This is a genomic window from Citrobacter sp. LJND-P06, from assembly GCF_058188415.1.
Map to the genome: position 1 here is coordinate 4,491,416 of NZ_CP187317.1, position 15,102 is coordinate 4,506,517.

Annotated in this window: 11 protein-coding genes and 1 pseudogene; 4 read left to right on the plus strand and 8 right to left on the minus strand. The window is 50.7% G+C overall.

Translation table 11 applies throughout. The features are described 5' to 3' along the window. Positions 1 to 6: 6 nt before the first annotated feature. The 3 genes from ACO7SM_RS21135 to typA form a co-directional block, all read right to left on the minus strand. On the minus strand, positions 7 to 987 hold the full coding sequence (locus ACO7SM_RS21135) for a sugar phosphate isomerase/epimerase family protein (protein WP_490469108.1): 981 nt from the start codon (positions 985 to 987) through the stop codon (positions 7 to 9). Positions 988 to 994: 7 nt separating this feature from the next. Further along, positions 995 to 1,705 (minus strand): GntR family transcriptional regulator, encoded by a 711-nt coding sequence (locus ACO7SM_RS21140; protein ID WP_490469109.1) that lies wholly within the window; start codon positions 1,703 to 1,705, stop codon positions 995 to 997. A gap of 242 nt (positions 1,706 to 1,947) precedes the next feature. Then, positions 1,948 to 3,771: a ribosome-dependent GTPase TypA gene (gene typA, locus ACO7SM_RS21145; RefSeq protein WP_490469110.1), complete on the minus strand. Its 1,824-nt coding sequence runs from the start codon at positions 3,769 to 3,771 to the stop codon at positions 1,948 to 1,950. A gap of 378 nt (positions 3,772 to 4,149) precedes the next feature. Here typA and glnA point away from each other — a divergent pair, with 378 nt between their 5' ends. The 3 genes from glnA to glnG all read left to right on the plus strand — a co-directional run bounded on the left by glnA (position 4,150) and on the right by glnG (position 8,299). Beyond that, complete coding sequence (gene glnA / locus ACO7SM_RS21150; RefSeq protein WP_203359421.1) at positions 4,150 to 5,559, plus strand: glutamate--ammonia ligase; 1,410 nt, start codon at positions 4,150 to 4,152, stop codon at positions 5,557 to 5,559. 269 nt (positions 5,560 to 5,828) lie between these two features. Continuing rightward, a complete protein-coding gene (gene glnL, locus ACO7SM_RS21155; RefSeq protein ID WP_490469111.1) occupies positions 5,829 to 6,878 on the plus strand; it encodes a nitrogen regulation protein NR(II) in 1,050 nt (349 codons plus the stop codon). Between the two features lie 11 nt (positions 6,879 to 6,889). After that, positions 6,890 to 8,299: a nitrogen regulation protein NR(I) gene (gene glnG, locus ACO7SM_RS21160; protein WP_490469112.1), complete on the plus strand. Its 1,410-nt coding sequence runs from the start codon at positions 6,890 to 6,892 to the stop codon at positions 8,297 to 8,299. A gap of 79 nt (positions 8,300 to 8,378) precedes the next feature. Here the strand turns inward: glnG and hemN are convergent, their stop codons facing one another. The 3 genes and pseudogenes from hemN to ACO7SM_RS21175 form a co-directional block, all read right to left on the minus strand. Then, positions 8,379 to 9,752, minus strand: coding sequence for an oxygen-independent coproporphyrinogen III oxidase (hemN, locus tag ACO7SM_RS21165; protein WP_490469113.1), 1,374 nt, complete (start codon positions 9,750 to 9,752; stop codon positions 8,379 to 8,381). A 188-nt stretch (positions 9,753 to 9,940) separates the two neighbouring features. Then, the gene (yihI, locus tag ACO7SM_RS21170; protein WP_490469114.1) at positions 9,941 to 10,450 is read right to left on the minus strand and encodes a Der GTPase-activating protein YihI; all 510 of its coding nucleotides are present in this window, start codon (positions 10,448 to 10,450) and stop codon (positions 9,941 to 9,943) included. A gap of 117 nt (positions 10,451 to 10,567) precedes the next feature. After that, positions 10,568 to 10,751 (minus strand): annotated as a pseudogene (locus ACO7SM_RS21175) (hypothetical protein). A gap of 280 nt (positions 10,752 to 11,031) precedes the next feature. On the opposite strand from ACO7SM_RS21175, the gene yihA reads away from it, so the two are divergent. Continuing rightward, the gene (yihA, locus tag ACO7SM_RS21180) at positions 11,032 to 11,664 is read left to right on the plus strand and encodes a ribosome biogenesis GTP-binding protein YihA/YsxC (RefSeq protein ID WP_490469115.1); all 633 of its coding nucleotides are present in this window, start codon (positions 11,032 to 11,034) and stop codon (positions 11,662 to 11,664) included. A gap of 233 nt (positions 11,665 to 11,897) precedes the next feature. On the opposite strand, the gene spfP is transcribed toward yihA, so the two are convergent. Beyond that, positions 11,898 to 11,945 (minus strand): small protein SpfP, encoded by a 48-nt coding sequence (gene spfP / locus ACO7SM_RS21185; RefSeq protein WP_071892919.1) that lies wholly within the window; start codon positions 11,943 to 11,945, stop codon positions 11,898 to 11,900. A 165-nt stretch (positions 11,946 to 12,110) separates the two neighbouring features. Continuing rightward, positions 12,111 to 14,897 carry a DNA polymerase I gene (polA, locus tag ACO7SM_RS21190; protein WP_490469116.1) on the minus strand — a complete coding sequence of 929 codons (2,787 nt, stop codon included), beginning with the start codon at positions 14,895 to 14,897 and terminating at the stop codon, positions 12,111 to 12,113. Positions 14,898 to 15,102: the final 205 nt, after the last annotated feature.

The following is a 15,102-nucleotide window of genomic DNA, read 5'->3' on the forward strand; positions in this document are numbered from 1 at the left end:
ACAGCATTACGTATTTAGAATATCAATCGCCTCTTTTTTGATTTGTTGCACTACACTGCGCACAAATTTTATCTGGTTAATCGCATCTTCTTTTTCTTTTATTAGGCGTTCTTCCAGGGCATTGGCTTCAGGTAGTGGTGTTTCACTCATTTGACGCCATGGGATCCAGGGATTATCACCTTCATTTTCGAAACGAAATGCCGGGGCATAATAATCAACTTCTTCTTCCAGGCCATAGGCCATAACCTGAGGTTTTTCATCACCTAAACAGATCAGTTTTGTCAGCAACGCTTTAAACGGCATATCGCCCTGACCAGAGATACAGGCTTTATGACCGAGTCCGCCTTCTTCATTAACGATCAGCGCATCTTTAATGTGCACCTGAGTAATATACGGTGCCATTGTGTCCAGTGCGTCGAGGGGATGCTCATTCGCATTAATCATATTGGCAAAGTCAAACAGCAGAGAGAGTGACTCCATTCCACTTTGCTTAATTAATGAGGCCAGTTCGTGGCTTTTCAGATCTTCATGCTGTTCAAGTGTGAAGGTTAAGCCGCTGTTCTGGTAAGTGTCACGAATATAGGCGATATCTTTGGCGATAATCGACATGACTTCTTGCAGATTACCTTCATAGCGTGGATAAAAACGAACGGATGACGCACCTGTTTTTAATGCAATAGCAGTAACCTGATCAATGGCTTTTTTATCTGAGGCACTGGTCTCAATATGAACATCAAGATTCAACTGACGTGCTTTATCACCAAAAGCAGAAAGTTCGCTGTCATTCATATTTTCAAGTGAATAGCGTTCCCCATCAAGAACATGGATTTTTACACCACGTAGCTGGTTCTCATGCGCGATATCCAATAAGTCATTGGGTAAAATTCGCTCGAGGCGCATATTAAGATGATAAGCATATGCATGAAGATAGAGGGGAAGGTTGTCTACACGCGCCAGAATTTTTTCTGCATTATTCATTGTGACCATAATACACCTACAAGTTAATAAAGAGATCAACTGCCTCAAATCGCCAGTATTCAAGGTCTATTTGTACGATATTCCCATCGCGATCAGCCCGATGTTTTTCAATAAGAATGGCTGGCATCCCGGCGGAGCCACCAATAAATTTACTAATATCGCCAGGCATACGAACCGGTTTGAAAACCAGCTTCTTTACTACCGTTTCTTTTTTATAGATTTGTTCCCATACGGTAGAAAAAGATTGGTTTTCAAGCTGATCAATAAAACCTGGAGCCACTACAGGATTAATAAACGTTTCATGGTAAAAAACTTTATGCCCTTCCAGTGCACCCCACCCCGTCACCCGATACAGTTCGTCGGATGCGGTGACGGTTGTCAACGGCGCAACCATCTCTGGAAAATCGGCAATACGGCTTTTCTCAGTAAATCCCCATGACGGTTCCCTGCCCTGTTCAAGCGCAGCACGCTGAAAGCTCGCCGATAATTCCGGGCTGTAATTGAAGCGAGGCTGGGTGACGAACCATCCTTTACGATCCTTACGGAATATTTTGGATTCAGCCTCAAGATTTAACAGCGCCTGACGTAGCGTCATACGCTTAATACCCAGCAGCTCACCTAATTCCCGCTCAGAGGGCAGCTTTCCACCTGCCGTGGTGATCCCCTCTTTTAACCAACGGTCCAGCTTCTCTTTCGCATTTTCAACGGTCGACTGATTGCTCGTCATTGTTTAACCCATTTGGTTTAAACCAGTGAAAGCATCATACGCTGACGCTAAAAAAGAAAGCAAACAGCGCCGACATGCTTTGAAGATAAATGTGACAAAGCTCTCTTATGGCGAGGGTACGGGGGGTTGGCAGGTGAAGAGCGCCAGGAGGGAACCGCGCCGGTGAGGTCTGCGTGCGGCCAAAAAGATCCAAAAAAAACCCCGCCACGAAGGCGGGGTCTTATCGTAGAAAGAAGGGTTAATTACTCTTCTTTCGCGCCGCGCATTGCGCGTTTACGATCGTTTTCAGTCAGGTGACGTTTACGGATACGGATGGAAGTTGGGGTAACTTCTACCAGTTCGTCGTCATCGATGAATTCCAGAGCCTGCTCCAGAGTCATTTTCTGAGCTGGAACCAGCGTGGTTGCTTCGTCAGTACCGGAAGCACGCATGTTGGTCAGTTTCTTACCGGTCAGGCAGTTTACAGTCAGGTCGTTAGAACGACTGTGAATACCGATGATCTGGCCTTCGTAAACTTCTGCACCGTGACCGAGGAACAGCTTACCGCGATCCTGCAGGCTGAACAGTGCGAACGCAACCGCTTTACCCTGACCGTTGGAGATCAGTACGCCGTTCTGACGCTGACCAACATCGCCCGCACGAACATCGTCGTAATGGCTGAAGGTGGAGTACAGCAGACCGGTACCGGAGGTCATGGTCATGAATTCTGAACGGAAGCCGATCAGACCACGGCTTGGGATCACGTAGTCAAGACGTACGCGGCCTTTGCCATCTGGATTCATGTTTTTCAGGTCGCCTTTACGCTCACCCAGAGCCTGCATGACAGAACCCTGATGCTGCTCTTCGACGTCCAGCGTTACGTTTTCGAACGGCTCTTGTTTACGGCCGTCGATTTCGCGGAAGATAACTTTCGGACGGGAAACCGCCATTTCGAAACCTTCACGACGCATGTTTTCGATAAGAACAGACAGGTGCAGCTCACCACGACCAGAAACACGGAACGCATCCGCATCCGGCGTTTCTTCAACGCGCAGTGCCACGTTGTGCACCAGCTCTTTGTTCAGGCGGTCAAGGATCTGACGAGAGGTAACATATTTACCTTCTTTACCACAGAACGGAGAGGTGTTTACGCAGAAGAACATGGATACAGTCGGTTCATCAACGGACAGTGCTGGCAGCGCTTCAACATTCTGCGTATCACAGATGGTATCAGAGATGTTCAGCTCGCCGAGACCGGTGATCGCGATGATATCGCCTGCTTCTGCAATGTCACTCTCGATACGTTCCAGACCCAGATGGGTCAGAACTTTACCGACTTTACCGTTGCGGGTTTTGCCTGCGCTATCAATGATAGTGATCTGCTGGTTCGGTTTAACTTTACCGCGCTTGATACGACCGATACCGATAACACCAACGTAGTTGTTGTAGTCCAGCTGAGAGATTTGCATCTGCAGCGGGCCATCAAGGTCAACGTTCGGTGCCGGTACGCGATCAACGATGGTCTGATACAGCGGAGTCATATCTTCAGCCATATCTTCGTGATCCAGACCCGCGATACCGTTCAGCGCAGAAGCGTAAACGATAGGGAAGTCCAGCTGTTCGTCAGTAGCATCAAGGTTAACGAACAGGTCAAATACCTGATCAACAACCCAGTCAGGACGTGCGCCCGGACGGTCAACTTTGTTGATAACAACAATTGGCTTCAGGCCATGAGCAAAGGCTTTTTTGGTCACGAAGCGCGTCTGCGGCATCGGACCATCCATTGCATCAACGACCAACAGCACGGAATCTACCATGGACATTACACGTTCAACTTCACCACCGAAGTCGGCGTGCCCCGGGGTATCAACGATGTTGATACGGTAGTCATTCCATTTGATAGCGGTGTTTTTCGCGAGGATGGTAATCCCACGCTCTTTCTCCAAATCGTTGGAGTCCATCACACGCTCTTGGGTTTCGGCACGCGCATCAAACGTACCGGATTGCTGCAGCAGCTTGTCGACCAGGGTAGTTTTACCATGGTCAACGTGCGCGATGATGGCGATGTTACGCAAATTTTCGATCACAACTTTGCCTCGGGCATTAGGAATAGCGCGTTATTGTACACGGATTAATCGCACTACAAAACAGGATCACAAACATCCTCCGCAAACAAGTATTGCAGAGTTTCTTTGTGATCGCTTTCACGGAGCGTTAAAAGGGTTACTCATTGCTCATTGCACCAACATGGTGCTTAATGTTCACATTGAAGCACTATATTGGTGCAGCGTGCTCACCATGGTGCAGCCCTTTTGCACGATGGTGCGCATGATAACGCCTTTTAGGGGCAATTTAAAAGTTGGCACAGATTTCGCTTTATATTTTTTACGGCGACACGGCCAATTTTTGCAGAATTGTAGACCTCGTTACCACGACGACAATGACCAATCCGGGAGAGTTAAAGTATGTCCGCTGAACACGTATTGACGATGCTGAACGAGCACGAAGTGAAGTTTGTTGATTTGCGCTTCACCGATACCAAAGGTAAAGAACAGCACGTCACTATTCCTGCTCATCAGGTAAATGCCGAATTCTTCGAAGAAGGCAAAATGTTTGACGGCTCCTCCATCGGCGGCTGGAAAGGCATTAACGAATCTGACATGGTACTGATGCCAGATGCATCCACTGCGCTCATCGACCCGTTCTTTGAAGAATCGACTCTGATTATCCGTTGTGACATCCTGGAACCAGGCACGCTGCAGGGCTATGACCGTGACCCGCGCTCCATCGCCAAACGCGCTGAAGAATACCTGCGCGCTACCGGCATCGCAGACACCGTTCTGTTCGGGCCAGAGCCAGAATTCTTCCTGTTTGATGACATTCGTTTCGGCGCATCTATCTCCGGTTCCCACGTCGCTATCGACGATATCGAAGGTGCATGGAACTCTTCCACCAAATATGAAGGTGGTAACAAAGGTCACCGTCCTGGCGTGAAAGGCGGCTACTTCCCGGTTCCTCCGGTAGACTCTTCTCAGGACATTCGTTCCACCATGTGTCTGATCATGGAAGAGATGGGTCTGGTTGTTGAAGCACATCACCACGAAGTGGCAACCGCAGGCCAGAACGAAATCGCGACCCGCTTTAACACCATGACCAAAAAAGCGGACGAAATTCAGATCTACAAATATGTGGTTCACAACGTTGCGCACCGCTTCGGTAAAACCGCAACCTTTATGCCGAAACCGATGTTTGGCGATAACGGTTCCGGTATGCACTGCCACATGTCTCTGTCCAAGAACGGCGTAAACCTGTTCTCTGGCGACAAATATGCCGGTCTGTCTGAGCAGGCGCTGTTCTACATCGGCGGCGTTATCAAACACGCTAAAGCGATCAACGCCCTGGCAAACCCGACCACTAACTCCTACAAGCGTCTGGTTCCGGGTTATGAAGCACCGGTCATGCTGGCTTACTCTGCCCGTAACCGTTCTGCCTCTATCCGTATTCCGGTTGTTGCTTCTCCGAAAGCGCGTCGTATCGAAGTGCGCTTCCCGGATCCGGCGGCTAACCCGTACCTGTGCTTTGCTGCCCTGCTGATGGCGGGTCTTGACGGTATTAAGAACAAGATCCACCCGGGCGAAGCGATGGACAAAAACCTGTATGACCTGCCGCCGGAAGAAGCGAAAGAGATCCCACAGGTTGCTGGCTCTCTGGAAGAAGCCCTGAAAGAACTGGATCTGGACCGTGAGTTCCTGACCGCAGGCGGCGTGTTCACCGACGAAGCAATCGATGCGTACATTACGCTGCGTCGTGAAGAAGATGACCGCGTACGCATGACGCCGCACCCGGTAGAGTTTGAACTGTACTACAGCGTTTAATGAGTTGTAATTCGCGTAGATTTCTTATTGCAGCAAGGCGGCAATCGAAGGAATCCCGATGAGCTTAGTCCACTAAGTGATTCGGGTGACTGAAAGCAGCCAACACCGCTGCGGTAAGAAAGATACGGAGAATTTTAGTTGCCGTGGAAACTTTTAGCCCATCTCCGGATGGGCTTTTTTCTCCACCAACAACCGGACTTCACGCGCTTTTTATCAGTAAAAAGCTATAATGCACTAAATTGGTGCAAACTTTTCCAGGAGACTGCTGAATGGCAACTGGCATGCTGCCCGATGCTGGGCAGATCCTTAATTCGTTAATCAATAGCATCTTACTTGTCGATGACGAGTTGGTGGTGCATTACGCCAATCCCGCCGCGCAGCAGTTGCTCGCCCAGAGTTCCCGCAAACTGTATGGCTCGCCGCTACCTGAATTGTTGAGCTATTTTTCGTTAAACATTGCGCTGATGCGCGAAAGCTTAGAAGCCGGCCAGGGCTTTACAGACAACGAAGTCACCCTGGTGTTAGACAGTCACTCACATATCCTCTCCGTGACCGCACAGAGGCTGCCAGATGGCCTTATCCTGCTGGAAATGGCGCCAATGGATAACCAACGCCGTCTGAGCCAGGAGCAGTTGCAGCATGCTCAACAAATTGCTGCTCGCGATCTGGTGCGTGGGCTGGCACATGAAATTAAAAATCCGCTTGGCGGTTTACGCGGCGCGGCGCAGTTACTGAGCAAGGCGCTTCCCGATCCGGCGCTGCTGGAATACACCAAAGTCATTATCGAACAAGCGGACAGGTTGCGTAATCTGGTTGACCGCCTGCTGGGGCCACAACATCCAGGTATGCACATCAACGAAAGTATTCATAAGGTCGCAGAACGTGTGGTGGCGCTGGTTTCAATGGAGCTGCCAGAAAACGTGACGCTGATTCGTGATTACGATCCGAGTCTGCCTGAGCTGGCGCACGATCCGGACCAAATCGAGCAGGTGCTGCTAAATATCGTGCGTAACGCCCTTCAGGCACTGGGGCCGAACGGCGGAGAAATTATTCTGCGCACCCGTACCGCGTTCCAGCTAACCCTGCACGGGATGCGTTATCGTCTGGCGGCGCGTATCGACGTAGAAGACAACGGCCCGGGCATTCCTTCTCATTTGCAGGATACGTTGTTTTACCCCATGGTGAGTGGTCGTGAAGGCGGTACCGGGCTGGGTCTGTCCATCGCCCGTAATTTGATTGATCAACATTCCGGCAAGATTGAATTTACCAGTTGGCCGGGTCATACCGAGTTCTCGGTTTACCTGCCTATCAGGAAATAAAGGTGACGTTTATGCAACGAGGAATAGTCTGGGTCGTCGATGACGATAGTTCCATCCGTTGGGTGCTTGAACGTGCGCTCGCCGGAGCAGGGCTGAACTGCACCACATTTGAAAGCGGTAACGAGGTGCTGGACGCGCTGGCAAGCAAAACGCCAGATGTTCTGCTGTCAGATATCCGTATGCCGGGAATGGACGGTCTGGCGCTGTTAAAACAGATTAAGCAACGCCACTCGATGCTGCCGGTCATCATTATGACGGCACATTCCGATCTGGACGCTGCCGTCAGCGCTTACCAGCAGGGCGCATTTGATTACCTGCCAAAACCGTTTGATATTGACGAGGCAGTCGCGCTGGTTGAGCGCGCCATCAGCCATTATCAGGAGCAGCAACAGCCCCGGAATATCCAGAACAGCGGCCCGACGACCGATATCATTGGTGAAGCCCCTGCCATGCAGGATGTCTTTCGTATTATTGGTCGGTTGTCTCGCTCTTCCATCAGTGTGCTGATCAACGGCGAGTCCGGCACCGGCAAAGAGCTGGTTGCCCATGCCCTGCATCGCCACAGCCCGCGTGCCAAAGCCCCGTTTATCGCCCTGAATATGGCGGCCATTCCGAAGGATTTGATTGAATCTGAGTTATTTGGTCACGAAAAAGGGGCATTTACCGGCGCCAATACCATTCGTCAGGGGCGTTTTGAACAGGCTGACGGTGGGACGCTGTTTCTGGATGAAATTGGCGACATGCCGCTGGACGTACAAACACGCTTATTGCGTGTCCTCGCTGACGGGCAGTTTTATCGCGTCGGCGGATATGCGCCAGTGAAAGTGGATGTGCGTATCATCGCCGCCACTCACCAGAATCTGGAATTACGCGTGCAGGAAGGCAAGTTTCGTGAAGACTTGTTCCATCGCCTGAACGTAATTCGCGTTCATTTGCCGCCGCTGCGTGAGCGTCGGGAAGATATACCCCGTCTGGCGCGTCATTTTCTGCAAGACGCCGCGCAGGAATTAGGGGTTGAAGCCAAACAATTACACCCGGAAACCGAAGCCGCCCTGACGCGCCTGGCATGGCCGGGTAACGTGCGCCAGTTGGAAAACACCTGCCGTTGGCTCACCGTCATGGCCGCCGGACAGGAAGTGTTAATTCAGGATCTCCCCAGCGAGTTGTTTGACGTTGCCGTTCCCGACAGTCCTTCACATATGCAGCCAGACAGTTGGGCCACGCTGTTGGCGCAGTGGGCCGATCGGGCGTTACGTTCCGGTCATCAAAACCTGCTTTCGGAAGCGCAACCGGAAATGGAGCGCACACTGTTAACGACCGCGTTACGTCATACGCAGGGGCATAAACAGGAAGCGGCAAGATTGCTCGGCTGGGGTCGTAATACCCTGACACGCAAGCTCAAAGAGTTAGGAATGGAGTAACGAACAAAACGCCCGATGGCGCTACGCTTATCAGGTCTGAGCATCGTAGACCCGGTAAGCGCACGCCACTGGGGCGTTTTTAAATGACGCGAGAGAACTGCTGCATCCGCGCTTTACGGCGCAGATACGCATCAAAGCACATGCAAATGTTACGGATCAGCAAACGCCCTTTTGGCGTCACCTGAATCCCTTTTTCATTGACGTCCACCAGCCCATCTTTTGCCAATGGCGCCAGCAGGTTCAAATCTTCAGCAAAGTAGTCTGCGAAATTCAGCGCCCATTGCTGCTCAATCGTCGTGTAATCCAGACGGAAGTTGCAAATCAGCGACTTAATAACATCCCGGCGAATACAGTCATCCTGGGTCAATGCAATACCGCGCCACAGCGCATTTCCCTGCTCATCAACGCGTTGATAATAGTGCTTCAGCTCTTTTTGGTTCTGCGCGTAGCAGTCGCCAATCATACTGATGGCGGAAACGCCCATCCCCAGCAGGTCGGTATCGCCCTGGGTGGTGTAGCCCTGGAAATTACGGTGCAGTACGCCTTCACGTTGCGCGACGGCTAACTCATCATCCGGACGGGCAAAGTGGTCCATCCCGATAAACTGATAACCCGTTTCGGTTAACGAAGAGATAGTCTCTTGTAGAATATCCAGTTTCTGCTGCGCGCTGGGCAGATCGGCATCTTTAATTTTACGCTGCGCGGCAAACAGGGTCGGCAGATGCGCGTAGTTAAAGACGCTCAGACGGTCAGGCTTCAGTTCCGCCACGCGTTTCAGGGTGAATGCGAAGCTTTCCGGCGTCTGTTTCGGCAAACCGTAAATCAGATCGATGTTGGTGGAGGTAAAACCGATGTCACGCGCGTGATTCAGCAGGGCAAAAATAAACGCTTCGTCTTGCTCGCGGTTGACCAGACGCTGAACCTCTTTGTTGAAGTCCTGTACGCCCATGCTCAGACGGTTAAAACCTTCTGCGCGTAAATGATCGAGCACATCCAACTCAATCTCACGGGGATCGACCTCGATCGAGATTTCCGCATCTGCATTAAAATGGAAGTGTTCGCGCAGCAACGTCATTAAGCGGCTGATTTGCGCTTTATTCAGATAGGTTGGCGTACCGCCCCCCCAGTGCAGTTGGCTAACGTTGCGTCCGGAAAATAGCGGCGCACGGTGCACTATTTCTTGCTCTAAGGCATCAAGATACTGATCGGCTTTGTGCTGCTGGCGGGTCACAATCTTGTTGCAACCGCAGAAGTAGCAGAGCTTATGGCAGAATGGGATGTGTACATAGAGAGACAGCGGGCGCTCAGGATAACGCGCCACAGCGTGTCGGAATGCCTCTTCGCCAAAGTCTTCAGAAAACTCCAGCGCGGTGGGATACGACGTATATCGTGGCCCGGAATAGTTATATTTCTGGATCAGGGCCAGATCCCAGTCTATTAGCTGTTCAGACATGCTCACTCCTTCCGATGGCGTCGCTGGCGGGTACGGCGTACCGGCTTTCCCCCACTACGGGTGATAAGCCGGTTGCGCAGCCACTTCTGTCGCCGCGACAACCGCTGTAGTTTAACGAATAACCACACCAGATAACATATAACCGGAAGGGTTATAAGCAGGACGGGAAGACCCACGGTGTAAACCCGTTAGTTGCCGCCTTTGAGCAGGCGCATCATATCTTCCTGCTTCTCGTCCTCTTCTTCTTCTTCATCGTCTTCATAAGAAAGACCCAGCTTCTGCATCAGTTCATCGATGCGATCCAGCTTAGCATCAACCCAGGACTGATCTTCTTCACTGAGGGTTTCGCCTGCTTCAAGACGTTCTAACAGCGCATCCAGGCGCTCATCCGTTTCCAGTAAATCCAACTCAGCCTGCGGTGAAAGCATAGGTTTCTCACTCTTCGGTTTGTGCTGTTTGGTGACTTTTTCAGTCACACCCAATGGAATGGGGGTTTTACTGCCAATGCGTGGATCTTTTTGTTTGTTCGTATTCTTAGAACCAGAAGCACCTTCGCTGCCCGTCGCACGGCTACCCGCCGCATGGCCACGGTGTTTTTTCTGATGCTTACGGTCACGAGCTTCCTGGTTAAGCTCTTCGCGTGTTTTACGGCGCGCTTTTGCGGGACCTTTGCCGCGTGGTGTAGAAGTTGATTTCATAATAATTCGTCTTTGGCCGTTTTATTCAGTATACATTTGCGGCGGAATCTAGCAGAAAGCAAGTAAAGAAAAAAGGCGACAGAGTCATCTGTCGCCTTTTTTCTTTACTCATAGCCCTTAACGGGTTCTACATTCCTTGTCGGCCATCAACACACCCTGTCTTTCCTTTAGCCTGAAACATTCCGTGTTGCTTCCATTTCCTTTTACATACGTCTCCGGACGCTTGTCTCCCTGACAATCCTGTGTCTTCGCCTCCTGGCGCTCCTGACCCTCATCCTGAGTCCATCTGTCCTGTTAGCATCCTCGCTATGAGCACTACTTTACGCGATCAGGTCAGACAGACAAGTGACCCACACGACGTTTTCGACGTGTAAGAGCACCATTAAAAAAATAACGTAATGATTTGTTTAAGCTAAATGACTTATCACCCGGCAATGACTCTGGAATTTCGTATATCTGCAATCGTCAATGTCTCACAAACTACAGGGTTTTTACTTACACGGGCATATGTCGAAACATCCGTCTTTTGCTGGGGTTCAGGTATAATCGCTGCAAAGCTTTGACTGACGGAGACGACCCCTTTGATTAATTTGAATTATCAACAGACGCACTTTGTGATGAGTGCGCCTGATATTCGCCACTTACCTTCCGATACCGGAATCGAAGTGGCGTTCGCTGGCCGTTCCAATGCAGGCAAATCCAGCGCACTGAATACCCTGACGAACCAGAAGAGTCTGGCGCGTACCTCCAAAACACCTGGTCGCACACAGTTGATCAACCTGTTTGAAGTCGTGGACGGTAAACGTCTTGTCGACCTGCCAGGATACGGTTATGCCGAAGTCCCGGAAGAGATGAAACGCAAATGGCAGCGTGCGCTGGCGGAATACCTGGAAAAGCGTCAGAGCCTGCAAGGGTTGGTGGTGCTGATGGACATTCGCCACCCGCTGAAGGATCTCGACCAGCAGATGATTCTGTGGGCCGTTGAGAGCAATGTTCAGGTTTTGGTTCTGCTGACGAAAGCAGACAAACTGGCCAGCGGAGCGCGTAAAGCTCAGCTCAATATGGTGCGTGAAGCCGTTCTGGCGTTTAACGGTGATGTGCAGGTAGAAGCATTTTCGTCGCTGAAGAAGCAAGGCGTGGATAAGTTGCGTCAGAAGCTGGATACCTGGTTTAGCGAACTGGCGCCAATTGAAGAGAACCAGGACGCAGAATAATCCCTTCCTACGAATGTTGTACCGGATAATGTCGCTAACGTGGCTTATCCGGCCTACGGATCGTGTTTTCGCTTTTACTCATAATAATTTAAGTTGCAGGAAGGCGGCGACGCGGGAGCTTACATCAGTAAGTGACTGAGGTGAGCGAGAAAACCAACGCACCTGCAGCGTGAAGTATGAAAAGTACAATAAAAAACGCCCCAGTCATTAACTGACTGGGGCGGCTAAAATATTCAGCCAAATCCGATTACGTGAAGTAAAAGGTCTGAAAGATAGAACATCTTACCTCTGTACCCTACGCGAATAACTTTACTCTTTTTTGAGCAGCTCAGAAAGCACTTTTTGTAATTTTTTTTCATTCCTTGCATAGGGAATTCTAATGATCATCACAAAACGCACTATCTTATGTTGCTTAGTTACGAAAAAGAGCGTGGTTCAGTAAAGCCTTAGTGCGCTTGATCCCAGTTTTCGCCGCTTCCCACTTCCACCAGCAACGGCACATCAATGCGCGTACAGTTTTCCATCAATTGATGGATCTTTTTCGATACGGCATCGAGATCGTCTTTGTGCACTTCAAACACCAGTTCATCATGCACTTGCATGATCATGCGCACCCGAGGTTGCTCGGTTTGCAGCCAGTCATCAACGGCAATCATCGCACGTTTGATGATGTCTGCTGCCGTTCCCTGCATCGGTGCGTTGATCGCCGCACGTTCAGCACCTGCACGCCGCGCAGCATTGCTCGACGTGATGTCTGGTAAGTAAAGACGACGCCCTTCCAGAGTTTCAACGAATCCCTGCTCTTTTGCCTGTGCTCGCGTGCGTTCCATATACTCCAGCACGCCAGGGTATCGTTCGAAGTACAAATCCATATACTTCTGCGCTTCTTTACGCGCAATGTTCAGTTGGCGCGCAAGCCCGAAAGCGCTCATGCCGTAGATCAGGCCAAAGTTAATGGCTTTTGCGCTGCGACGCTGCTCACCCGTTACGCTCTCCAACGGCAGACCAAAGACTTCTGCGGCTGTTGCGCGGTGAATATCTTTTCCTTGTGCAAAAGCGGCCAACAGCCCTTTGTCTCGCGAGAGATGCGCCATAATACGCAGTTCGATTTGCGAGTAATCCGCCGAGACAATCAGATAATCCTGCGGTGGAATGAATGCCTGACGGATACGGCGGCCTTCGTCGTTACGTACTGGAATATTTTGCAGGTTTGGATCGGTTGATGATAAACGGCCTGTTGCAGTGACCGCCTGATGATAAGAGGTATGCACGCGTCCGGTTTTCGGGTTGATCATCAGCGGCAGCTTATCGGTGTAGGTCGATTTCAGCTTCGCCAGACCGCGATATTCCAGAATCACCTTCGGCAACGGGTAGTCTAACGCTAGCTCTTCCAGCACCTCTTCCGACGTTGACGGCGCGCCACCCGGCGTTTTCTTCAGCGGCTTAATTCCCTGCTTTTCAAACAGAATCGTTTGAAGCTGCTTTGTGGAGGAGAGATTAAACGCTTCTCCCGCGATCTCATGCGCCTTTTGTTCCAGCGCCGCCAGACGTAACGACAGCTCTTCCGAATGTTTGTGCAACACGACGGGGTCGATCTTCACGCCGTTACGTTCAACACGAGACAGCACGGGCACCAGCGGCATTTCGATGTTTTCAAAGACATTCAGCGGCCCTTTGTGCTTCTGCAGTTCTGGCCACATTTTCAGATGCAGTTGCAGGGTGACGTCGGCGTCTTCCGCGGCATAACGTCCGGCTTCTTCCAGCGCAATCTGGTTAAACGTCAGTTGGTTTTTACCTTTGCCGGCAATCTCTTCGAAGGTGATTGTTTTGTGCTTCAACCAACGATCGGACAGGCTATCCATATCGTGTCGGCCTGCAACGCTATTCAGGATGTAAGACTCCAGCATCGTATCGAAAGTGATACCGCGCAGCTCAATGCCATAGTTTTGCAATACGCCACGGTCATACTTCAGGTTTTGCCCGACCTTACGAGCATTCTCATCTTCCAGTAACGGTTTTAGCAGTTCCAGAGCGCGGTCGCGGGCTACCTGATCGGGCGCATCAAGATAATCATGAGCAACCGGGACGTAAGCCGCTACACCCGGTTCAATGGCGAAAGACAGACCCACCAGATTCGCAGAGTGGTTATCGAGACTGTCGGTTTCGGTATCAAATGCAAAGACTGGCGCTTTTTTCAGTTTCTCAATCCAGCTTACCAGCGTGGCTTCGTCCAGTATCGTCACATAGTTTTCATAAGAGAGCGCCGCTACGGGTTCTTCAGGCGTTTCGTCAACCACGATGGTTTCTTGCGATTTTGCTGCGGGCTTTGCGCCTTTTGCCTGCAGCCATTTCCCGGCTTCAACATCGACAATCCAGCGCTTAAATTCGTACTTTTTAAACAGATCCACCAACGTGTCCGCGCAAGGCGGCTGGACGTTAAGTTGTTCGCAGGTCAATTCCAGCTCGACGTCGGTTTTGATCGTCGCCAGCGTATAAGACAGATACGCCATATCTTTGTTCTGCTCGAGCTTCGCCGCCATGGTTTTCGCACCACGGAAAGTCAGGCCGGCAATTTTGTCTGATTCGGCATACAACGTATCAAGGCCACCCAGCCCCTGCAGCAAAGCCTGTGCGGTTTTTTCGCCGACACCCGGAACGCCCGGAATGTTATCGGAGGAGTCTCCCATCAAGGCCAGGAAGTCGATGATCAACTCAGGCGGGACACCGTACTTATTCACCACCTCATCCGGGCCAAGAATGGTATTGGTCATGGTGTTGATGAGCGTAACGTTCGGCGTCACTAACTGGGCCATGTCCTTATCGCCAGTACTGATGAGTACCGGGCGACCGACTTTCTCCGCTTCACGCGCCAGCGTACCGATGACATCATCCGCTTCAACACCGGAAACCGCCAACAGCGGCAAGCCCATCGCTTTTACCATTGCATGTAAAGGTTCGATCTGCGCCCGCAGATCGTCAGGCATCGGCGGGCGATGAGATTTGTAATGCTCGAACAATTCATCACGGAAGGTTTTACCCTTAGCATCAAATACCACGGCCGCATGCGTTGGCTGATACTGCATAATCAGGCTGCGCAGCATGTTAAGAACGCCGTACATCGCGCCCGTTGGTTCCCCCGCACCATTCGTCAGCGGCGGGAACGCGTGATATGCGCGATAGAGATAAGAGGAACCATCTACAAGGATAAGGGGGTTTTCTGGGATCTGAACCATAATGTCCGTGCCTGTTTATCAGATTATGGTTAAAGGATGCCACAGACAGGATGAAAACATGAGTTTTTCACCGTATTTGTCGTAAAACTTTTGCAGATCTTCTGGATCCCTCGCAAAGTAAATTGTGGATAACTTTGTGCATAAATAATTTAATTTAGTTTATCTCAGGTATAATGCTTTAAATTTCATGACTTTTATTCATTCT

Bases quoted from the DNA above. Each gene is read 5' to 3' on its own strand.
- ACO7SM_RS21135 (WP_490469108.1), bottom strand. From the start codon at position 987: ATGGTCACAATGAATAATGCAGAAAAAATTCTGGCGCGTGTAGACAAC.
- ACO7SM_RS21140 (WP_490469109.1), bottom strand. From the start codon at position 1,705: ATGACGAGCAATCAGTCGACCGTTGAAAATGCGAAAGAGAAGCTGGAC.
- glnA (WP_203359421.1), top strand. From the start codon at position 4,150: ATGTCCGCTGAACACGTATTGACGATGCTGAACGAGCACGAAGTGAAG.
- glnL (WP_490469111.1), top strand. From the start codon at position 5,829: ATGGCAACTGGCATGCTGCCCGATGCTGGGCAGATCCTTAATTCGTTA.
- glnG (WP_490469112.1), top strand. From the start codon at position 6,890: ATGCAACGAGGAATAGTCTGGGTCGTCGATGACGATAGTTCCATCCGT.
- hemN (WP_490469113.1), bottom strand. From the start codon at position 9,752: ATGTCTGAACAGCTAATAGACTGGGATCTGGCCCTGATCCAGAAATAT.
- yihI (WP_490469114.1), bottom strand. From the start codon at position 10,450: ATGAAATCAACTTCTACACCACGCGGCAAAGGTCCCGCAAAAGCGCGC.
- polA (WP_490469116.1), bottom strand. From the start codon at position 14,897: ATGGTTCAGATCCCAGAAAACCCCCTTATCCTTGTAGATGGTTCCTCT.